The organism is Enterococcus sp. OL5, from assembly GCF_006491895.1.
In the GTDB taxonomy this organism is placed as follows: Bacteria; Bacillota; Bacilli; order Lactobacillales; family Enterococcaceae; genus Enterococcus_D; species Enterococcus_D innesii.
This window is the reverse complement of sequence record NZ_VHIL01000027.1, coordinates 1-21,368: the sequence shown is the minus strand read 5'-3', so window position 1 is coordinate 21,368 and position 21,368 is coordinate 1. Positions and strand designations below refer to the sequence as shown.

Here is a 21,368-nt window from a genome sequence, read left to right as displayed (position 1 = left end):
TTTATTCATACAGGTTTGCAAATCTTGATTTATCTATTGATGTTCAACCATGTTAAATTTAACCTCGTCAAAAGCAATAAACTTTCGTCAAAAAACATCATATTTTAGTTCTTATTTAGGTATTTAGAGAGTTTGCTTCGAATAGGTTGTTCCAATAAGGACTAAGACTGATATTTTTCGAGGGAGTAAGAAAGGGTGACTGGTAAAAACGTGAAATGAATCTTTAAAGTACAAGAGAAAGAATAGAGAAAAAGGAGTTACTTATGAATAACAAATTTAGTAAAAAAGTCACAGGTTTATTGTTGATCAGTCATTTAACATTATCGGCGCTGCCAATAAATGCGATGGCGACAGAAAAAGCTTCCGATTCCTTAGAAGCTCCTCAAGAGAGAGTAGAAGCACCCAATCTATTATCGGATGGTGAAACGACGCAAGACTTAGGCAATGAGATCACCGCGACCAATGATCAAGAAAATCAGGAAACCGATAGTTCTTCTATTGAAAGTGAAGAAGCTCAAACAGAAGCATCTACTGAGAACTCTTCAGAAAATAATGAAGCTGCAGAAAATGAGGAACAAACAGACGCATCAAATGGAGAAAATTCCGAAAATAGTTCTGATGACTCATCGGAAAACGCTGCCGAAACCCGTTCAACAAGGGCAAGTGTCCAAGTAACGTCTGATGCTGAATTACGGACAGCATTAGCCAATGCGACCGTTACACAAATCAGCTTAGCCAATAACATCACGATGACTAGTAGTGTGACATGGACAGGGACGACCAAAACGATTGAAGGGAATGGTCATACGTTAACCTTCGGGAATAATGTTCGGTTGTATGGAAATACGGTGAATCAAGGATTAAGTATCAGAAATGTGAGAATCGTAGCCCATGCAACAAATACGATCTATCAAAATAGAACGTCCAGTGTTTCCTTTACAAACGTTACTCATGAAAATAGTCATGCAACAGGGCGTTTACTCTATTTAGCCGCTAGCAATTCTTCAGCTAATTTCTTTGGCGAAAACCGATTAGATGCAGGTTCCTTGATTTGGGCTACTTCGAATGTCCGGATGAATATCGGCAGTGGTGCTTCTGTAGTTGCAAATAACAACGGAACAGCTCGTGCGATTTATCTTGCAAGTGGTGGTCGAATTGATTTAGGTGAAGGCAGCTTATTAGATGTTACTCAAAACAATCCTTCAAATACAGCAAAAGCAGTCTTGATCGAAGGAAGTGCCTCAAGCGTAGTAGTTAATTCGAATGCAACGTTTAAGATCACAAGTGCACCAAATACGCAAAAAACACAAGAAGCCTTGGGATTACGAGGTGCTTTGACCGTATTATCTGGGGGAACACTGGATGTCGTGGGAAGAAGCACGTATTCAACGGTAAACGTTGGACAATCAAGCACTTTCCATGAAGGATCAAATGTACGAATCCAAAACAATCATACCAATGGAACCGCAATTGGGTCCTATCCAGGAACAACGAACTACACGATTCACTCATCGACAGGAATGCAAACTTGGAGAAGATCAGCTGATTTTTCAGGAGAGCCCAGCTTTAATTATCCAGAGTTTAGACAAGGTTCTTTCTCACTAAATACTTATACGAACAAACAAGTTACTTCGCGAATTGAATCCAATGACTCAATCTTCAACTCAACATTCAATAGTTCTCAAATCGGAAAAATCGCTTTTGGTGACTTTGTGGATACCGCAACGATTCAACAAACGACCATTGACGACTTAACCACAAGCTCAACGCACATTACGGGACGAGCTGAGCCAAATGCCGATTTAGCAGTCACTATTGAAGGACAAGGAAGTTTGACGGGACGCGTTGCAAGTGATGGAACTTATCAATTTGCGATTCCGAACGCACCGTTAGCAGTTGGAACAAAAGTGACTGTTACCGCAACGGCCAATGGTATCCAATCGGTTGCAGAAACAGTTGTAGAAGATAGTGAAAAAGAAACGATTGCCGAAACAACGATTTCCAATCTAAATACTGACTCCACAAGTGTGACGGGAACGGCTGAGCCGAATGCTGAGATTACGATCAAAGCCGGTGACACGATCATTGCGAATGGACGAGTGGGTAGTGATGGTATCTATGCATTGACGATTGAGAAGCAACAAGCTGGTACGGTAGTCACCGCCCAAGCAACCTTAAATGGCATTTCATCAAATATTGCGGAAACCATGGTTGAGCGCGCAACGATCGCCGAAACAACGTTGAATCAAGTGACAACCACAGACACGACTGTTAGTGGAACAGCCGAACCAGATGCACATGTGGAAATTACTATAGGCGATTCTGAAACGAAAAATGCCACTGTTGACAGTGAGGGCAATTTTGAAGTAGAGATTGATCAACAAGCAGCGGGAACAATTATTACTGCTCAAGCAAGCATTGACGGATTGCAATCAAATATTGCTTCAACGATCGTTGTCACTGATCCAGCAAACACCGAAGGCACGATCACACCAGATACCTACAATGTTTCCTCTGGCGATCAATTCCTGAGAGGAACGTATACCGGTGATGTTGCTTCTGCCCGTGTGTATGTAAATGGGTCATCCGTTCGTGGTGGGAATTTTGCTGATGGTTCGTTCGAATTCTTTATCGGCAATCGCATCCAATCCGTAGATGATGTCGTAGAAATCGAAGCCTTGGATCAATATGGCAAAGTACTTGATCGGACAACTGTTGAATTGACTAGAGATTTGGCTGGTACGATCACACCGGATCAATACCGAGTTGGTGAAACCATGATTACAGGGACCTTTACGGGTGATGTCAACTTTGCCCGTTTAGTGATCAATGGCACGCCTTCTAATGCATGGGGTGGTACCTTCAATGCCGATGGCACCTTCTCGTTTTATGTAGCGAACCTTGGGATCAAAGCGGGCGACAAAGTTGAGATCCAAGCGCTGAATCGTCAAATCAATGGCAACACGGAAGCCATCGAAGTGCTAGAAACCAAAGAAGTAACAGTGATTGATCAACTTCAAGGGACGATCACACCAGATAAATACAATTACACTGATACCACGATTACGGGAACCTTTACGGGGGATATCAATTTTGCCAACTTGGTGATTGATGGACAATCGGTAGGTAACTGGGGTGGTACCTTCAATAAAGAGACGGGTCGCTTTGAATTCTTTGTTCACGCACAATTTAGAGACCAGATCAGAACAGCAGCGAAAGTTGAATTACAAACTTACCATCGTGAAACAGTCGATGGACAAACGATTGATCATAAGCTGGTGTTGCAGCCGGTAGAAATCGTCAAAGCAACAGGTTCGATTCAACCAGCAGCCTTCAAAGTGACAGATAGTGAAATTACCGGAACCTTTACTGGTAATGTGAATTTCGCCAACTTGATCGTTGATGGGCGTTCAGTTTCATGGGGTGGTACCTTTAACACAACAGACCAAACCTTTACTTACTTTGTCAATCAAGATACACGTAATTTAATTCGCGATGCAAAAACAGTTGAATTGGTTGCTTACCATCGGGAGGTTGTTAATGGCCGTCCAGTGGACACCGAATTGGATCGCAGTGTAGTCACTATCGATAAAGAATTTATTGGTACGATTACACCAGACCCATACAAGCTGGGTGACAGAACCATTACGGGAACCTATACAGGAGATGACATCAACTTTGGACGACTTGAAATTGATGGCATGATTCTGTGGGTAAGTGGTTTTGCGGATGGCACGTTTACCGCTTATTTGAACCAAGAACAAGCCAACCGCGTGACGAAAGACAGCAAGATGACGATCCATGCATTGCATCGCTTTGCTGACCTAAGCACACGAGAAATCGCACAAGCAACCGTTTCGATCACAGAATAAGAAACAAAAACTACGAGAGACCCTTGTACCTTGCCTGTTGCAAGGGTCTCTTCATTGATAGAAAGAGAGAAAGCAAATGAACATGAAGAAAAAAATCGTTACCTTCTTTAGCCTTGCCCTTATGGGGAGTTTTTTAGCGGCTTGCTCGACGGATGACCAAGCAAAGACGGATACTACCCAAGGCAGCGAACCGATTGAACAAATCACGGACCAAAGCAATGCCGAGCCGCAATCGATCATTGGTGGATTAAAGATCATCATCGACAAACAAGAAATCAATCAAAAGAAAACAGAAGATGGGGAACAAGTTTTACATACATTTACCATCACAGCAGAAAATATGGGGTCAGTTGCCGCAGGGTTAGGTTCAATTGATTTCCTGCTAGAAACCGAGGATGGGGAACTTCTTGAACTTGATCATACTATGGCGATGTTTGGCAATGAGATCGCTGTAGGTGAAACCATCACTGGACAAGTTTCCTTTGCTTTAGAAGAAGGGCAAGTGGCGAAAAAATTGATTTATAAGCCTGGAGAAGAACAATTGGCAGAATGGGATGTTAAGAGCGAATGAAGGTAAACGTTATTGGATTGGGGTATATCGGGTTGCCCACAGCACTTACTTTTGCAAACCATGGGATTGAAGTCGTTGGGGTTGATGTGTCAGAAACAGTCGTTCAATCACTTCAAGCCGGTCAGGCACCAATCGAAGAACCCGACATTGATCGCTATCTAGCACAAGCTTTAGCTAAAAAGACATTCAAGGCACAGTTGGTACCAGAAAAAGCGGATGTCTTTATTATTGCCGTACCAACGCCAAATATCGCCGATCAATTTGGTAGTTGCGACTTGTCCTACGTCAAAGCGGCGATGGCTGCTATCCTACCCTATCTTGAACAAGGCAACACTGTCATTGTTGAATCGACCATTCAACCTCGCACGATGGAGGACATCGTTGGACCGTTTTTTGAAGCAGCAGGCTATATCATTGGAGAAGAACTCTATTTGTTGCATTGCCCAGAACGAGTTTTGCCAGGGAAAATCTTTGAAGAGCTGGTGATGAACAACCGAATCATTGGTGGCATGACGAGCGCTTGTACCCAACAAGGCAAACGCATTTATCAGACCTTCGTCAAAGGAAACGTGCTGGAGACTTCTGCAAGTATCGCTGAGCTATCGAAATTGATGGAAAACACCTATCGGGACCTGAACATTGCACTAGCCAATGAATTGGTCCAAATTGGGGATCGCCTAAACATTGATGCACTCCAAGTGATTGCGTTAGCCAATCAGCATCCACGGGTCAATATCCATCAACCAGGACCTGGTGTCGGAGGCCATTGCTTAGCGGTTGATCCATATTTTGTGGTTGCGGCAGCACCTGAAGACGCAAAGTTGATTCAGTTGGGGCGGATGATCAATACAGAGATGCCTGAATTCATTATAAAAAAAGTCGAAGAGATTTTAGCAATCCATGGCGGAAACAAGATCGCGGTCTTAGGGTTGGCTTATAAAGGCAATATTGACGATGCCAGAGAAAGTCCGGCAATTGAGATCGCCAAAAGACTGAAACAAAAGAAAGCACTGCAAGTCACCACTTATGACCCCTATGTCGCCACTTCTGATGTTGCACATCTCGAAGTAGCACTAACAGACAGTGATCTGGCATTGATCCTCTGTGACCATGATGCTTTTAAAGACATAGCGCCAGCCGCCATTCAAGCGATGAAACAAAAAATCGTTTTTGACACGAAAAATATTGTGACAGATAAAACGAGGTTCGATGCTGCCTATTCTCTTGGGTCATTACCAAGCGTCCAGTAAATGGTTTGATTGCTATTTATGTTATTGAAAGGGAAAACCAATGAATAAAGAAATAAACACAAAAAAATTGAAGCAAGTTTTTCAGCAAAGAATAGGCTGGATCCTCATGATCATTAGTGTTCCCTTACTAGCGATGTTGCTTTATCTAACCCTGTTTGCTGAACCCATTTATCAAAAAAGTGCACAGTTGCTGATTAGTCAGTCAGAAACGGCAGCTGGCAATCGTCTGGAAAACCAGACGATTCAGGCAGACCTTCAGCTCGTCAGTACCTATAGCACCATCATCATGAGTCCTCGCATCTTAAATGAAGTCAGTGAGGCGCTAGAGGGAAGCTATGATGTGGCTGAACTGTCAGAGATTTTGAGTGTATCGAATGCCACTAACTCGCAGATCATTGAGATCAATGCCTACCATCAAAGTCCGAAGATCGCAGCGAAGATCGCCAATACGACCGCAAATGTTTTTAGTGAAGAGATCCCTAAGATCATGAACATTGATAATGTCACGATTTTGGCAGAAGGAGCCGTTTTACCGCAAGAAACGCCAGCTCGTCCAAACAAATTTTTGTTGTACAGTTTGACCGCTTTTTTAAGTCTTCTTTTCGCTTTTACGTATGTGTTCCTCCTGTTGGTTTTTGAGCGCAGTTTTGCTTCAAATACTGAAATCGAAGAGGTCTTAGGGGTAAAAGTCATCGGTGAGATAAGCAAAGAAAAACGAGTTGCTTCGTTTAAAACCATCCAGTCGAGAAGCCTTAGAGGAAGGAAGCGTGTGTGATGCGTAGCATGAAGGAAAATTACTCCATCATCAGCGAACAAGTAAAATTGATTCGCGAAAATGTCGACTATTTATGCCAACAACAAGATGCCCAAACGATTTTGATCACTTCAGGAGAAAGCGGTACGGGAAAATCCACGGTCTCAGCAAATTTGGCGGTCGCCTATGCCCAAAAAGGCAACCGAACCTTATTGATTGATGCGGATCTGCGTAAGCCCACCCAACATCATTTGTTTTCACAAGAAATGCATGTGGGTTTGTCCAATTATATTCGACGGGCTGTCTCCATCGAAAGCTGTGTCCAACAAGTGATTTTAGAAGATTGCGAATTTTCAATCATTACTAGTGGAGCTATCATGTCAAATCCCAATGATCTGCTCGCTTCTTCGAAAATGACCGCAGCTTTGCAAGAGGTCAAACAACTATACGATGTGGTCATTATTGATACACCACCAGTCAATGTCGTTTCTGATGCCTTGATCTTAGCCAAGAAAGTTGATGGTGTACTTTTAGTTGTTCATGCGGATAAAACGAACAAGCAATCCGCAAAAAATGCCGTCAAAAAACTGCGCCTTGTCAACGCAAACATCTTAGGTGTCGTCGTGAATGGCACGGATACAGCCGAAAATTACTATTATTAAGGAGGGGAACTTTGTGGAAAGACCCGCTTTAGACAAACAGCCAACAGTTCGGGTTACTGGCTATGTACGTTGGAAACGATCAATAGAAACCATCTTTAGCTTGGGCTTATTAGTCATCCTTAGCCCGCTGTTACTGCTGATTTGTATAGGGATCAAATTTTCTAACTGGCACGCACCGATCATTTTTAAGCAAGTCCGTGTTGGGAAAAATGAGTCCACGTTTGTGATGTACAAATTTCGAACGATGGTACCTGATGCCGATCAATTATTAGGACAGTATCTTGATAAAAACGAAATTGAAGGGGCCATGTTTAAACTAAAAAAAGATCCACGAGTGACGCGGCTAGGCCGTTTGTTGAGAAAAACGAGTCTTGATGAATTGCCCCAACTGATCAATGTCTTGAAAGGGGAGATGGCACTGATTGGTCCCCGTCCTCCTTTAGAAAGAGAAGTCATCAGCTATTCAGAAAAAGACAAGCAACGATTGTCTGTCACACCCGGTTGCACAGGGTTGTGGCAAGTCAGTGGACGAAACGAATTAAGCTTTCAGGAGATGGTCGCATTGGATCTTTATTACATCAATAACCTAAGCTGGTTATTGGACTTGAAAATTATTATGAAAACGATTGGCGTTGTTTTCTTACCCAAAGGAGCATTCTAATGGAGCAACAAACACGTGTGTCACTTTTAGGAAGCAATCTAGATTCTCTAAGTTTTCAAGAAACCATTTCTAAAATCGAGGCAATGATCGAACAAGGGGGCCCCGCACAACATGTTTCAATTAACGCGGGAAAAATAAACTTGATGCGCAATGATCCCTCGTTGCGATCGATCGTCAATCGGGCAGCTTTGATCACGGCTGATGGCCAGTCGATTGTCTGGGCAGCGAAATATTTAGGTTGTCCTGTACCAGAAAGGGTAACGGGCATCGATCTTTTTCGCGAACTCGTCAAGCTAGCAGCAGAAAAAGGCTGGCGGCCTTATTACTTAGGAGCAACTGCGGAAGTCGTAGAAGCCGTCGTCAAACATGACCAACAGCTTTATCCCAACCTCAACATAGCGGGTTTTCACCATGGTTATTTTTCCGAAGACGAATCATTGTATGTGGCAAAAGAGATTGCACGGACGCAACCAGACTTGCTGTTTGTCGCTTTTTCTAGTCCGCAAAAAGAGATTTGGCTCGATACATTCAGCGAAGTATTGCAAGTGCCCTTTGCGATGGGGGTTGGCGGCAGCTTTGATATCGTCGCAGGCAAAACCAAACGGGCACCTTTGTGGATGCAGCGGGCAGGGTTGGAATGGTTTTATCGCTTTGCTCAAGAGCCAGTTAGGATGTTTGATCGCTATATCATAGGAAATTTGCGCTTTTTACAGTATGTGTGGGGAGAAAAAAGAAGAAACGCATGAAATCAAAACAGCAAAGCCATCACCGCTTCTTTCTGGGGATTGTGGCCATTTTTCCGATAATCGACGTCTTAAACGGTTTATTTCTAAGTCTGGGCATTCCTTTTCCCGTTGGCGTGTTCTACCGTCTGCTGTTCTTTTTGTTCTTAGTGATTATGATCGTGGCAGAAAAGATTCCCCTTAGCTACTATACGTATTTAACGTATGGGTTTATCGCTGTGACACTTACGCTTTTTCTGTTACAAGCGCTTTTTTTGGAGTACAGCTGGCAATGGGTGATTGAGGATCTATCGGTGTATATCAAATACCTCTTATGGGTACTGATTCCTTATTATGTCTATCAACGAAAAAACGACTTCTTCAAACTGCACTATGACAGCTTGTTTATTTTTATTAGTGTCTGCTTCACCTTGGGGCTACTGATTCCCTATTTTTTAGGGTTAGGCTACCAAACTTATGACAATTCTGATGCTGGGTATAAAGGCTATTTCTTTGCCAATAATGATACGAGCTTTGCCTTTATTGTTTCCATCACCTTTACAGTCCAGGCACTAATTGTTTCGATCAAAGAACAGACCCATAAGTTTTCGTTGTTTTTGGCTAGTTTATTCGCTGGAAATTTTGTCTGTTTGGTCTTGGTCGGTACGAAAACCGGCGTGTTTTATGGTGTCGGTGTCTTGTTCTATCTTTTAATCCGATTGGTGCTAGGTATTGATCGTAAAGCATTCCTGCAACAACTGTTTATCTGGTTTATGAGTTTTATGACGATTGCTTGGCTGCTTATTCAAGGACTACCATTGCTGATCCAAGCCGTCGAAGGAACCTATCTACGCATGGTGTATTTTTATCATCTTTTCGATGGAGACTTGATCCGCTTATTTTCTAGTTCAAGAAGTGATTTTTTGATTGGTGGGATGAACGCCTTCTTAAATGATGAGGCTCGTCACTTTACCATGATCTTTGGCCAAGGCTTTGAATACCGGTTGGCCCACTTTGGTCGTCTTGGCTTAATTGAAATGGACTTCTTCGACACCCTTTTCGGGCAAGGCCTACTAGGAATAGCGTTATTGCTGCTGATGCTCGCCTATTTTGTTTACTTAGCCTTTCAGCCGAAAAAGCGATCGGTTTATAGCTTTGCCTTGATCGTGGTGCTTTTTTATAGTTTTTTTGCTGGGCATGTTTTGTATTCGGCATTGTCTTCCACCTTTTTAGGATTGATTTGTGGAGGCATTATTTTAACAGAGAAAGAGTGAACAACTGATTGAAAAAATTACTTTTGAGGCTGGGCTTCTTCTCCCTCGGTTCGTTAGGTTCGGCGGTTTTAAACCTGGTGCTTTTGCCCGTAACGACCAGCTTTTTGACACCCGAAGAATATGGGAAGACCAGTATGTTTTTCCTGGCACAGACCTTTTTGATATACGTGATCTATCTCGGCTTCGACCAAGCCTTCACGAGGGAATACCATGACCACGAAAACAAACGCGAGTTGCTGCAACAAGCGATGCTCGTCCCGCTGCTCGGATCGCTGATCTTCCAGCTGATCCTAGTGGTTTTTGCCGCACCGTTTTCGCAGCTTTTGTTTGAATCTCCACAGTACACCCGTGCGATTTATTTATTTGCTCTCTCGTCGGGACTACTGATTTTTGAACGGTTTCTTTTATTAACGGTTCGAATGCAAAACAAAGCGATCCAGTTCTCCGTTTACAGTATTTTGGTGAAATTCATGGTCTTGTTCATCACGTTGCTGTTTCTCTTTTTTGGTCCGCCGACGTTCATTACGGTGGTCTATGGCATGCTTCTAGGACAAATCATCGGTGATTGTCTGTTGGTTCTGGCAAACCTGGCGCTTTTTAGGCCGCTCATTCGCCAAATCGATCGCAACCTGATCAAGAAGCTAAGTCGTTTTGGCTTGCCAACCGTGGTCGGTACGTTTCTCTATAGCCTATTAATGATTATCGACAAAATGATGCTGCGCTATTTTGCTGATTTTGCCGCTTTGGGCATCTACACGGCTGCATTCAAAGTGGCAAGTGCCTTGATGATTCTACAAGTTAGTTTTGCCAATTTTTGGATTCCCACCTCCTATGAATGGTTCAAAAAAGGCAAACCATTGATTTATTACGAGCGAGTCAGTCACTTTATCATGTTCGTCTTGGCGATTTTCTTTTTAATGATGGTCTTTTTCAAAGAAACGATCGTCATCTTATTGTCGCAAGACTACTCAGAGGCCCAGTACTTGTTTCCCTTATTATGTTTTTATCCCTTGATGATGACGATCAGTGAAACGACCAATCTCGGGATCGTTTTTTATAAGAAAAGTCATTTGAATATTGCTGCCTCTTTGCTGGCGGTCTTAGCCGCCTCCCTTGGTCATCTCCTACTCGTACCGACAATTGGCGCCACAGGAGCGGCTTGTGCTACGGCATTAGGGTACTTGGTCTTCTTTTTTGCCCGTACATATTTTTCGATGACCTATTGGCAGGGATTCTCAGTCAAACGCCAAATCAGCCTTTCGATCATGCTGTATTGCTTTGCGCTGTTTACGGCATTCAATCGGACTCTTTGGCTGGAAAAGAGCCTCGTTTTGCTGCTGATGCTCTTCGTCGTTGTTCTTTATCGCAAGGAACTAAAGCAGGTAACTAGATTTGTACAAGAAAGGAAAATCAACAAAGCATGAATATCTTACTTATCGGTCCAGATCCAGCAGCAAAAGGGGGGATCGCAACGGTCATTCATAATTTCCAAAAAGCACAAGCGCCAGAGGACGTGCGTTTCATCATTCATACGACCTGGTCGGAAAAAGGAAAATATTGGACGCAGTTCAAAGCGTTTCTTACCTTTCGTCGGCATATCAAAAAAGAAAGGTGCCAGATCCTTCATTTCCACGTCGCGCAAAAGGGCAGTTTCTATCGCAAGAGTTTGCTGTTGTTGCTAGCACCAAAACATTGCAAGACGATTTTTCATATGCATGCTTCGCAATTTGATCAGTTTTATCAAAACAGTCCTTCATGGGCAAAGTGGTGGATCCGTTTTACGTTATCACGGGTAGATCAGCTTGTAGTACTAAGTAGCAGCTGGGCAGCATTCTACCAAACAATTACGGATACCTCGATCGAGGTCTTGCCAAATGCCGTAGAGGTGCCGGAGGAATCCGTTTATGACCCCACCGCAAAATGGGTCATTACTCTTGGCAGGATCGGGCAAAGAAAAGGCAGTTTTGATCTGTTGGCAGTTGCCAAAGCAATGGCTATTTCCTTCCCTGAGGTTCGCTTTATGTTGTTTGGGGATCAAGAAAATCAACAAGTTGCCCAGCAGCTCCAAGAAGAAGCCCTGACCAATGTGTTCTTAAATGAGTGGGTAGCAACCGATGCGTTACCAGCTGTTTTTCGCAAGGCTGCCGTCCATTTTCTCCCTTCTTATCACGAAGGCTTGCCGATGGCGATTTTAGAAACCATGGCAGCAGGTATCCCCAATGTAGCGACCAATGTCGGGGGAATCCCGGAGTTGATCCACTCAGGTGAAAATGGCTACCTAGTAGCTGCCGGTGATACTCAAGCAATGATCGAGACATTGAGTGAACTGTTACAAAACGAGGAACGACGAACGAATCTCAGTCAACAGGCCAGAGAAACGATCAAAAAAAACTATGCGTTAACGCCGTATATGACGAGTTGGCATAAGATCTACAAAAAGCAACTTGATTAATGCACAAATTGCTGAAAAAAGGAGAAGTAAGATGCAAAAAATAAAGGTATTATCTATTTTTGGTACACGACCCGAAGCAATCAAAATGGCACCGGTCATCAAGAAACTAGCAAACGATCCACGATTTCTATCGAAGATCATCGTGACAGGGCAACACCGAGAAATGCTTGAACAAACGTTAGCAGCGTTTGAGCTGACTCCTGATTACGACTTGGCTATCATGCGAGAAAATCAAACCTTGACCAGTATCACCAGTCGTATTCTAGAAGGTCTCGAAGGTATTTTTCAATCAGAAGAACCAGACGTGGTGTTGGTTCATGGCGATACGACGACGGCAGTCGCAGCTGCGCTGGCCGCTTTTTATCAGCAGATCTTGATTGGTCATGTGGAGGCGGGGCTGCGAACAGGTAACAAGAATGATCCGTTTCCGGAAGAAATGAATCGCCGGTTGATTGATCAACTAGCGGATTTTCTCTTTGCACCGACGGATCAAAGCCGTGCCAATCTCTTAAAAGAAAGCCACCCACAAGACCGTATTGTAGTCACGGGCAATACGTCCATCGACGCTTTGTACCATACGTTGGCACAAAAAAAAGAGCGAAAACCAATCAGAGAGAAAAAAAACCTCTTAGTTACGATGCATCGACGAGAAAACATTGGGCAACCCATGGAACAAGTCTTTCGTGCACTAAAACGCATCGCTGTTGCTTATCCAGATCTGACGATCGTCTTTCCCATGCATAAAAATCCCCGCGTCCGTACACTTGCCCAGCACTATTTAGAAGGGCAGCAAAACATTCAACTGATTGAACCATTGGATGCCCCTGCATTCTATCAGTTACTGGCAGGCAGCTACCTTGTTTTGACCGATTCAGGAGGGATTCAAGAAGAAGCACCCTCCTTGGGTATCCCCGTCTTGATCGTACGTGAAACGACGGAACGCCCAGAAGGGGTGGTAGCAGGGACTTTGAAACTGATTGGCACTCAAGAAGACCGTGTGTATTCAGAAATCGTTCATTTATTGTCAGATAAGGCAGCGTACAAACAAATGGCACAAGCCAAGAATCCCTATGGAGACGGGCAAGCGAGCGAGCGGATCGTGGCTGAATTAAAAAGTTATTTCGAGTAGAGGAAGGCGAATCTATGAGACAATTCCAATCATCTTTTGTCATTAGTAAAACGACACTAAGGTGGCTACATCTGCTAGAACACATGGAGCATGCCTCTCACGTACCAATTCGTGGGTTGTCAAAAGTGATCAAAAGCTCTAGTCGAACCATTATTGAAGATCTACAAAATATAAAGGATTACTTCGAAGCCTCGATTGAAATGGAGACGACAAATAGTGGGTATCAGTTACAAATTATTGATGCAGAGAGCTACTTAGAAAAAAAGCGGAATTTAATCAGTAATGAACCGTTGTTTCGCATCTTTGAGAGCATTTTCTTAGGTGAAATATTGACAATCAATGAATGGTCAGACATTTTGTTTATTTCTCCTGCCACACTGATGCGTTATTTCAGAAAGATTGATCCCATTTTAGCGCAATATCAATTGACGTTGAACAAAACCACTGTCGATCTGGTGGGAGCAGAAGTCAATATCCGGCACTTTTTTTCTGAATTTTTTTTATGAATCCGACAGTACTCCTCATACCGTATTTCCACCGTTGATTATTCATGAGATCGGTCTAAATTTAAAAAAAGAAGAATTCGACAGCAATTTCTCTAATCTCGCCTTTGAGGAAATCAGTTACATGCTATATATCATTTTAGAAAGAACCTCTCATGGGCATTACGTCACGATCGATCCAGCCATCGTAAAACAGTTTCGCAAAGAGTATTATCTCGAGCTGAAAAATTTAAAGACGATGCTGTCGCATCATTTACAAACAACGATCGCCGAAAAAGAAATCATCTACTTTTATGCTTTATCTATGGGGAAGCGGACGGTGTTTGATATTGAGATGGAAAGAAATTTTTGCAACAAGCTAGGCAGAGATTCTCAGATCCTGCAATTAACCCAACGCTATCTAAAGGAAGTAGTGGTACCGCCCTATGCGTTTGAATACAGCACGGTTTTGATTCATTCCTTTTTTGCTACAGTCTTACTAAAGAACAAACTTTCCCCGGTCTTGAATAAAGTGATTCCAGATTTGATTTCATTTGTTAAAAAGCAATTTCCCGAAGAGATGGCACAAAACACCACGTTTTTACAAAAGCAATTCAAGCATCTAAAAGGCTTGTCTTTAGAAATGATCGTGGATATCAGCGCAGTCTTAACGATTCACATGGACTGTGTCAAAGAATTGTACTGGGGAAAGCCCAAAAAAATCGCATTTCTATTGGAAGGAAATCAATTTATTTCTCAACGGATTCAAGTCACAGCACGTAAGTATCTTGGCAGCTACCAACAACTCTATTTTCCTAATGTGTTAGATATTAATCCTGGCTATTTTGAAGCGAACCAATTTGATATTATCGTTACCAATTATAACGAGCATATGTCGAATTTTTCTTGTTCAGGAGTCTATTTATTATTCAATAAAATCCCGAACTCAACTGATTGGCGCAGACTCATGTCACTGATCGATTTTAAACTTTAGCCCTTGTCTATGTGCAAAAATATATTCAGATGAAAGATAGGAATGATGCAATCATGATGAAAAAAGGACATGTGACACCAGAAGCCTATTTGAAAAATTATAGTGAGCTTTGTTACTTACAGGAATATCCTTTGATCAAACAGGTGTGCACCGAGTTGCAGACACGATTCAAAGAAATTTGTTATACAAAATACGAGAATGTTCTCCAACAAATCGCTGATTTGTTAGAGATCGATGCTCAGTTACAAATGTTTTTAGATTTTTTTCGACATGATTTTTTTAAGGAAATCGAATTAGCAGAAGAAGAGATCGTCGAAATGATCAAAAAAGACAAAAATGTTTATTACAGACAAATGGCAGGGATTGGGACGAATCAAAAAGCGCCACATGGCTTGATTTATCTCAGCGAAAAATAGTAAAGATAGACTCTGATCGATCAAGACGGTCAGAGTTTAAATAATATATATCATCGTGTTTGATTGATTTGGAAAAAACTAGCATCGTTTGGTATAACTGATTATCTGAAGAGCGTTATGTTGTATACGTATATAGGAAGAAAAATCTAGCGATCTGACTTACACATTGTCTAATACAACCAAACGCAAGATTCGTGGATTGATTTGCTTAAGTAGTCGATTCCAATCGGTAGCGTCAGGAAATGACTTCAACAACACGCATTCCACTTCAAGCAAAAACTCTGTGGTGTATTCGGAATAGTTGGTGACCAGTAGATCGATGTTCTTTTCTTGGAGATATTCTGGCGATAATTCGCCGGCGTCAGGATAATAAAGCGTATGAAAAGGTGCCAAGTATTTTCGGATGATACTTTCCGCATATTCACAAGCATACTCATTTCCTTCGAAAATGATCGCGATCGTTCGTTGCCGCCCCCAATTTTCTTCTTTGATCGCTTCCATATGCAGCGTCAGACTGACGCAAATATCATCTAGGTAAGTCGGATCGTAGAATCGTTTGACAAGTTCGTGATGGCTTAAAAAAAATTGGTTTTTTTGGTATTCATCAGTGAATTTTTCCTTGACGAATTGCGTTAAATCATCGATGGCGACATTCATTGTTGGAGAGAGTAGCTCTCTTAATTTCAGTCGGATGAAAAAGCTCTCTAACCATACTAAGTCCTTACTTTCATCAAATGATGAGCCACGAGTTTCTTTATAAAAGTCATGGGCTAGTTGTTTGATTTCAGGCCATTGTTCGCAAACAAGCTCACTTGTTAGTAGGGCAGGTTGGTTGATTTTTTGCCGACAAATCAGACAGATAAATAAAAAGATGACTTCTTCTTCAGGAAACGTACAATCAAAGAAACGTTCAATAATGGCATGTAAAGATTCTAATTGAAAAAATGGCTTGCTTTGGTCGTAAAAGTTTTTCAGCTCTGCAGAAAGATGGACCTGTAAGCCATTTTTGTTGCGTTCAATAGCGATATAGAGAATATAAGAGAAATAGGAAAAGGCGGAAGCCAGTTGGGTTTTATCCTGCCAGCATCGAGTTATTTCTATCACAGTATTTTGCACGTCAATCGAGGGGAACAGTGTGTTTACGTTAATCGCTGATTCATAATAAAAAACAAAAAAGAACTGGCGAACGTTGATTTCCGAACCAATCAATACGACGGGATTTGTGGCGATTTGCAAGTGAAAAGGTGCTAAGTAGGTATTGATTTTTTTAAAGTAATTCAACAGTGCTTGCTCGGATAAGTTTAATGCGAGACTCCAATCAAGTAAAGAATACTTTTCGTTGAAAAAAAAGCTTTCTAGCAGTTGAAAAATGGGTTCGTCTTTGACAAGAAGCTGTTTTTGCTTTAAATAACCGTCGGGATCAATTTCTTCAATGGAATAACCAAATTTTGTTGAGTGAATCGCAAGAGAATCTTTGAAGAACTCGCGGAGCGTTTGAATATCAGTGATTAGGGTTCGCTTGCTGCTTTGGGTGATCGTTGCTAAGCCTTTTAAGCTATAAGTATCTTTTTTTTCAAATTCACTCAGTAACTGTATTTTTCGAATCAATGATCGATTTCTGAAAAACTTTAATTGAAATTTTTTCATGAAAACCTCTCCTCTAAAAATAGGTGGTAGGTGAAAAAGGGCTTTTTTTGTTGCTTTACATATGAAATTTCGTCTCTTTCTCTGACTGAATAAAAGATGAAGGAACATTATTCTAGTGAAAAATTTCACCGGCTGGTGAAATTTATTATTTTTTTTCACGGACATTTGACGCTATAGTAATCATATAAATCGTTTCTTGAGCCAATCGCTAGTAAAAAAGGCAGGATTTTTATCGAAACTAAGAGCCAGCGCATGTTAACCAAGTTTTTTGCTTTAGAAGTTAGTCATAAAATGTTCGCTCAAAAGGTAAATACGTAAAATGGAATGCAATGGTTGAAAATAGAGGAAACTTAGTAAAAATGTTTTCTATGAAAGCAAGAACAAAGGAGAAGAAGGTATGCAGGCGAGAAAAATAGACAATGCAACAGACTATTTGGCATATTTCCAAAAAGAACTCAATCAAAGAGAGGTGTTTCAACACTTTCCTAAAATATATGGATATTACCAAGAACTTTCGGAAACGTTTCTAGCTGTGTTTAATAAAAAGTACGAGAATCTTTTTGTTCAGTGGGCCAAACTATTAGCGATCGATGCGCAACTTCAAATTTTATTGGAGCTTTGCAATCATGGGAAAGATGACTTAGTCACTGATCTAGGCCTAACTGAAGAAGAGATCATTGCCATGATTCGGAAAGAGCATCGCTTTTTCTATCGTGAAATCACAGGACTGAAAGTCACTCAAAAACCCAAAGTCGGTTTGATTTATATGAGTGAAGAATAATCGTCTTTCTGTTCGTCAAGAACTTCATTTTTTGTATTCACGAAATAAATTGCGAGAAACAACTAACGGCTAAGTAGCTTTTGAGGAAGCTACTTAGCCGTTTTTGGGCTGATTTTAGGAAGTATCCAATCCTGGGCTATTTTCGCAATACGCCCTCGATGGCTTGGTGGATCGCTAATAGGTCTGGCAAGGTGATCTGTGCATTGATCAATATTACCGGTATTTCTGCCGATGTTGCGGTCAATGGTGATGTACTGATACAAAGATCATAATCATCGTCTTCAAAGTGATCCCGCAGATCGAGGTTATAGAAACCTTGAAAAGGGGTTTGGATCAACTCCTTAATTGCTAAAGAAAGTGCGAAAGGCAGGTCCGTTTCTAACTTGATTCGGATGACTTGCTGAAAGCGAGCTGGAGGTAAAATCAGCGTCCAGGCTGTTGCTACATACAAAGCCAGTCCTTTGCGTTTTTCCAAATCCTCGTGATAGACTTTTAGATAAGCTAGCAATTGTTCGGAATGCAGTTGCAAATTCGGAAAATGTTCGGTAAGGAACTGAGCTGTGTTATAGCCCGCTAGCGTATGAACAGTTTCGCCAAACAGTTCGACGGATAATATCCCATTCAGGATCGTATTCAAAATGACTTGTTTACGTGGTTGGGAAATGACCATCTTTTCAGCTGGCGAAGTCATTGAAGCCAGTGCTTTTTGAATCGTAGTAAATTGCTGGTCACTCGTTTTTTTCGAAGGAAAATAACAATTCAGTTGCTCCTCTGGAAACGTTCGCTCTAGATTGGACATCAGCCACAAAAAGCAAAACTGACATTCTTTTTCATTCAGAAAAAAGTGAGTCATTAACTCCTGTGACAGTTGGGTAAAAATCGGTGTTTCTGGATTCGTTGATTGTTGAAATAAGGTCAAGTCTAAGCCCTTTAATGGTGGTTGGAGCTGTAACTTTTCTTCGGCAATCGTTTGACCTTGGCGGAAACGCAAACAGATTACGGCTAGTATATAGGTCGTCTGTTTCAATTCAATCGTGTTAAAAGGTATGTGATTGTTGCGATAGAAAGCTCGAGCGATCTCCTCACATTTGCTTTGAGAGAGACGATTGAAAGGCCAATCAACACCTGAAAAAGTACGCCAAAAGAAGGCGACCATAAAATAGCGAATGCGCGCTTCATCACCATTCAGCTGTACATTTCCTTTGGATTTTTTTAATGTAAAGCCTAAAGGTGCCAAGAGGTTCTCCAGTTCATAGACTCTTTTGCGCACAGTAGACTCCGAGAAAAAATAATCGTTAGCAAATTGAACCACATTAATCTCATTGTGCAGGAGCAATGTTTCTAATAATTGAAAAAAAGGATTCTTTGCTAGTAGTTGTCGTAGCAGATGTTTATAGTCTGTTTTGTTTCCGTTAAATTTATATCCAGCTCCGTGTTTGGCCAGTAAGATGGGGTGTTTTTCCTCGGCATTTTGCTCAAGCTGTTTTGTTAACGCTATGAAACTTTTTTGGATTGAGCGGCGATCAAGAGCAAGGGTGGCACTGATTTCTTCAATTGGGACAAAACGTTTTTGTAAATACAAGAAACGCAATAAATCGAGGTCTTTTTTCAGACTACTCCCAAAAAAAGTGTAGAATCGTTCCATCAAAGGACCTCCTATCTCCTTAAACTATTGATGATTCATCTTCATCATAGCATAAAAAAGGATATTTTTTTGTATAGGAAATTGACATTTTTTTGTCTCTTTTCAGGGCTGGGATGCTCTATACTGTGGTCTGGTAAAAGAATAAGCTTTTGCGCTAGCAAACAGGAAGAAATGATTGGAAATAAGAGGAGTGATAGAAATGGAAGAAAAAAAAGGTTGGTTCCAAAAAAACAGTCGCTTATTACTGATCCTATGTACTTTTATATTGAGTATGATCAGTGTCAGCGCGAAAGCGGCGACCTATGATTTTGACTATCAGGAGAACCAAGCGGGGCAATACCTTACCCACGGTACGGCTGCTGGAGATACCTACAATTATGATTATGGAAATGCACCTGGAGTCGAGTTTGATAGTGAGAATTATGTCAATTATGATGATCAGGCGTATTTAAAGAAAAGTGTGCAAGAAGTTGCAGGAAATCAAGGATTGTTTGACGTCACCCTTGATGTTAAAGGAAACCAAACGAACAATGCGGTTGATTTAGTTTTAGTAGTCGATTTTTCTTCTTCTATGACTGGAGAAAAATTGAATAATGCGTTGTTAGGCTTGCAACAATTTGGCACGGAATTGGCAGACTCATTAGCAAATGGCTCTATTCGAATCGGGATCGTGGCCTATAATCGCTATGTTTACTCCACGAATGGTTTTTCAACAGATATCGATTACTTAGAACAGTTTCTACGTCAAACCGCAGAGTCCCATTCCGGAACATTCATGCAAAAAGGGTTATTAGAAGGTGAGCGGCTCTTGCTGGAGGAAAGTCGTCCAGAAGCTGAAAAACTTTTTATCCATATTGGTGATAATAGTGCCAATCGTAGTTATCTTCCTGTAGAGGGAGCGACTACCTATCCTAACACGGGGGAGATCACAGACTATAACGGTTATCACACCCAAAGCTATGTCAAAGATTTTCAAACTGATAATTCTGCGTATCATACGACAAGTTCATCTTCTTCGGATTCTCTTGCAATCCCTGTCAGTACTTCGGTAGTGACAGACGCGACTTTAGGCACGATCGTCGCGATCAAGGAAGCGGGCTTTCCAATGTATTCGGTGGCTACTGCTCCGTCTTCTCGCGGGGAATACATTGGTCGAAACTTAGCTACATCATCAGGGAATTATTTAACGATAGATGAAAATCTGGTTGGCTTAGGTTCAGCGTTGACGGAAATCGCAAATAAAATCGATAAAACAATCTCCAATGGTACGATCACTGATCCAATGGGTACAGGAATCTTGCTACAAGGTGCAGGTAGTTTTGATTCCGATAACTATCAACTGGTTGGATGGCGAAAAGATGAACAAGGAACTTGGGTCGAAGCACCTGACCTAGTGGCAAATGTGCAAGTAGCAGAAGCCGATCAAACCATCACTGTCAGCAATCTTGCTTTGGGTGAGAACGAGCGAGTTACATTGACCTATCAAATCCGCCTTGATACTGAAGACTCTTCATTCCAAGGAGAAACATGGGTTCTATGTAACGGTCGTACCACATTAGTGCCGGAAGTAGACGGAGAAGCAGTAGATTTTCCAATCCCATCGATTAAAGCGCCAGTGGTTTCGATAAATGTCCTTAAGAAGTGGGTCAATGTTTCTGCCGCCGAGATTCCAGAGCAGATCGAATACCAAGTGCAACGAATGACCACTACCTCGGAACAAGGTTGGCAAATTTCCGATCCACTGACCTTGAGCAAGGAAGACGATTTCCAAGTCACCCTCAGTGAGGTTCCTGTTAATGGTCAACAACTCGTGTTACCCAAATACAATAATCAGGGAGAAGACTTCAGTTATACAGTGACGGAAATCAATGTTCCTGAAGACTTTGAAAGTACGGTTACTAACGATGGTGAAACGATTATTCTAACAAATACCAAGAAAGAGACCGAACCAAGCACAACAGAACCAAGTACAACAGAACCAAGCACAACAGAACCAAGCACAACAGAACCAAGCACAACGGAACCAAGCACAACAGAACCAAGTACAACAGAACCA

The 21,368-nt window shown here is 41.8% G+C and carries 18 protein-coding genes; 16 read left to right on the top strand and 2 right to left on the bottom strand.

What is annotated here, in order from left to right:
• Positions 1–263: 263 nt before the first annotated feature.
• From FJU10_RS18270 to FJU10_RS18210, 14 genes are all read left to right on the top strand, one after another.
• The gene (locus FJU10_RS18270) at positions 264–3,872 is read left to right on the top strand and encodes an immunoglobulin-like domain-containing protein (RefSeq protein ID WP_140966645.1); all 3,609 of its coding nucleotides are present in this window, start codon (positions 264–266) and stop codon (positions 3,870–3,872) included.
• A gap of 76 nt (positions 3,873–3,948) precedes the next feature.
• Positions 3,949–4,443, top strand: coding sequence for a DUF4352 domain-containing protein (locus tag FJU10_RS18265; RefSeq protein ID WP_074932533.1), 495 nt, complete (start codon positions 3,949–3,951; stop codon positions 4,441–4,443).
• Complete coding sequence (locus FJU10_RS18260) at positions 4,440–5,693, top strand: nucleotide sugar dehydrogenase (protein ID WP_140966644.1); 1,254 nt, start codon at positions 4,440–4,442, stop codon at positions 5,691–5,693. Before FJU10_RS18265 ends, FJU10_RS18260 begins: the two co-directional genes overlap by 4 nt.
• A 40-nt stretch (positions 5,694–5,733) precedes the next feature.
• Positions 5,734–6,468: a YveK family protein gene (locus FJU10_RS18255; RefSeq protein WP_081119034.1), complete on the top strand. Its 735-nt coding sequence runs from the start codon at positions 5,734–5,736 to the stop codon at positions 6,466–6,468.
• Positions 6,468–7,109, top strand: a complete 642-nt coding sequence (locus tag FJU10_RS18250; protein WP_081119035.1) for a CpsD/CapB family tyrosine-protein kinase — start codon at positions 6,468–6,470, stop codon at positions 7,107–7,109. The genes FJU10_RS18255 and FJU10_RS18250 overlap by 1 nt, the downstream gene beginning before the upstream one ends.
• 13 nt (positions 7,110–7,122) lie before the next feature.
• The gene (locus tag FJU10_RS18245; protein ID WP_140966643.1) at positions 7,123–7,770 is read left to right on the top strand and encodes a sugar transferase; all 648 of its coding nucleotides are present in this window, start codon (positions 7,123–7,125) and stop codon (positions 7,768–7,770) included.
• On the top strand, positions 7,770–8,516 hold the full coding sequence (locus tag FJU10_RS18240; RefSeq protein ID WP_140966642.1) for a WecB/TagA/CpsF family glycosyltransferase: 747 nt from the start codon (positions 7,770–7,772) through the stop codon (positions 8,514–8,516). Before FJU10_RS18245 ends, FJU10_RS18240 begins: the two co-directional genes overlap by 1 nt.
• The gene (locus tag FJU10_RS18235; protein ID WP_140966641.1) at positions 8,513–9,766 is read left to right on the top strand and encodes an O-antigen ligase family protein; all 1,254 of its coding nucleotides are present in this window, start codon (positions 8,513–8,515) and stop codon (positions 9,764–9,766) included. Before FJU10_RS18240 ends, FJU10_RS18235 begins: the two co-directional genes overlap by 4 nt.
• Positions 9,767–9,774: 8 nt before the next feature.
• Complete coding sequence (locus FJU10_RS18230; protein ID WP_140966640.1) at positions 9,775–11,190, top strand: lipopolysaccharide biosynthesis protein; 1,416 nt, start codon at positions 9,775–9,777, stop codon at positions 11,188–11,190.
• A complete protein-coding gene (locus FJU10_RS18225; protein ID WP_077453632.1) occupies positions 11,187–12,218 on the top strand; it encodes a glycosyltransferase family 4 protein in 1,032 nt (343 codons plus the stop codon). Before FJU10_RS18230 ends, FJU10_RS18225 begins: the two co-directional genes overlap by 4 nt.
• 31 nt (positions 12,219–12,249) lie before the next feature.
• Complete coding sequence (gene wecB, locus FJU10_RS18220) at positions 12,250–13,347, top strand: non-hydrolyzing UDP-N-acetylglucosamine 2-epimerase (RefSeq protein WP_140966639.1); 1,098 nt, start codon at positions 12,250–12,252, stop codon at positions 13,345–13,347.
• A 14-nt stretch (positions 13,348–13,361) separates the two neighbouring features.
• Positions 13,362–13,853 carry a helix-turn-helix domain-containing protein gene (locus FJU10_RS19580; RefSeq protein WP_223273141.1) on the top strand — a complete coding sequence of 164 codons (492 nt, stop codon included), beginning with the start codon at positions 13,362–13,364 and terminating at the stop codon, positions 13,851–13,853.
• A gap of 121 nt (positions 13,854–13,974) precedes the next feature.
• Entirely contained in the window at positions 13,975–14,823 is an 849-nt protein-coding gene (locus FJU10_RS19575) for a hypothetical protein (protein ID WP_223273140.1), read from the top strand.
• 53 nt (positions 14,824–14,876) lie between these two features.
• Positions 14,877–15,239 (top strand): DUF7006 family protein, encoded by a 363-nt coding sequence (locus FJU10_RS18210; RefSeq protein ID WP_077453629.1) that lies wholly within the window; start codon positions 14,877–14,879, stop codon positions 15,237–15,239.
• Between the two features lie 159 nt (positions 15,240–15,398).
• Here the strand turns inward: FJU10_RS18210 and FJU10_RS18205 are convergent, their stop codons facing one another.
• Entirely contained in the window at positions 15,399–16,886 is a 1,488-nt protein-coding gene (locus tag FJU10_RS18205; protein ID WP_140966638.1) for a helix-turn-helix domain-containing protein, read from the bottom strand.
• Positions 16,887–17,283: 397 nt separating this feature from the next.
• Between FJU10_RS18205 and FJU10_RS18200 the strand changes: the two genes are divergently transcribed.
• Complete coding sequence (locus FJU10_RS18200) at positions 17,284–17,667, top strand: DUF7006 family protein (protein ID WP_140966637.1); 384 nt, start codon at positions 17,284–17,286, stop codon at positions 17,665–17,667.
• Positions 17,668–17,803: 136 nt separating this feature from the next.
• Here the strand turns inward: FJU10_RS18200 and FJU10_RS18195 are convergent, their stop codons facing one another.
• The gene (locus tag FJU10_RS18195; protein ID WP_077453626.1) at positions 17,804–19,312 is read right to left on the bottom strand and encodes a helix-turn-helix domain-containing protein; all 1,509 of its coding nucleotides are present in this window, start codon (positions 19,310–19,312) and stop codon (positions 17,804–17,806) included.
• A 199-nt stretch (positions 19,313–19,511) separates the two neighbouring features.
• On the opposite strand from FJU10_RS18195, the gene FJU10_RS18190 reads away from it, so the two are divergent.
• Positions 19,512–21,368: VWA domain-containing protein (locus FJU10_RS18190; protein WP_140966636.1), on the top strand; the 1,857-nt coding region annotated here is incomplete at its 3' end.

Excerpts from the sequence above, each read along its gene's own strand:
- FJU10_RS19575 (WP_223273140.1), top strand. The coding sequence starts at position 13,975 with ATGCTATATATCATTTTAGAAAGAACCTCTCATGGGCATTACGTCACG.
- FJU10_RS18255 (WP_081119034.1), top strand. The coding sequence starts at position 5,734 with ATGAATAAAGAAATAAACACAAAAAAATTGAAGCAAGTTTTTCAGCAA.
- FJU10_RS18240 (WP_140966642.1), top strand. The coding sequence starts at position 7,770 with ATGGAGCAACAAACACGTGTGTCACTTTTAGGAAGCAATCTAGATTCT.
- FJU10_RS19580 (WP_223273141.1), top strand. The coding sequence starts at position 13,362 with ATGAGACAATTCCAATCATCTTTTGTCATTAGTAAAACGACACTAAGG.
- FJU10_RS18225 (WP_077453632.1), top strand. The coding sequence starts at position 11,187 with ATGAATATCTTACTTATCGGTCCAGATCCAGCAGCAAAAGGGGGGATC.
- FJU10_RS18205 (WP_140966638.1), bottom strand. The coding sequence starts at position 16,886 with ATGAAAAAATTTCAATTAAAGTTTTTCAGAAATCGATCATTGATTCGA.
- wecB (WP_140966639.1), top strand. The coding sequence starts at position 12,250 with ATGCAAAAAATAAAGGTATTATCTATTTTTGGTACACGACCCGAAGCA.
- FJU10_RS18200 (WP_140966637.1), top strand. The coding sequence starts at position 17,284 with ATGCAGGCGAGAAAAATAGACAATGCAACAGACTATTTGGCATATTTC.
- FJU10_RS18210 (WP_077453629.1), top strand. The coding sequence starts at position 14,877 with ATGATGAAAAAAGGACATGTGACACCAGAAGCCTATTTGAAAAATTAT.
- FJU10_RS18250 (WP_081119035.1), top strand. The coding sequence starts at position 6,468 with ATGCGTAGCATGAAGGAAAATTACTCCATCATCAGCGAACAAGTAAAA.
- FJU10_RS18195 (WP_077453626.1), bottom strand. The coding sequence starts at position 19,312 with ATGGAACGATTCTACACTTTTTTTGGGAGTAGTCTGAAAAAAGACCTC.
- FJU10_RS18235 (WP_140966641.1), top strand. The coding sequence starts at position 8,513 with ATGAAATCAAAACAGCAAAGCCATCACCGCTTCTTTCTGGGGATTGTG.
- FJU10_RS18260 (WP_140966644.1), top strand. The coding sequence starts at position 4,440 with ATGAAGGTAAACGTTATTGGATTGGGGTATATCGGGTTGCCCACAGCA.
- FJU10_RS18265 (WP_074932533.1), top strand. The coding sequence starts at position 3,949 with ATGAACATGAAGAAAAAAATCGTTACCTTCTTTAGCCTTGCCCTTATG.
- FJU10_RS18270 (WP_140966645.1), top strand. The coding sequence starts at position 264 with ATGAATAACAAATTTAGTAAAAAAGTCACAGGTTTATTGTTGATCAGT.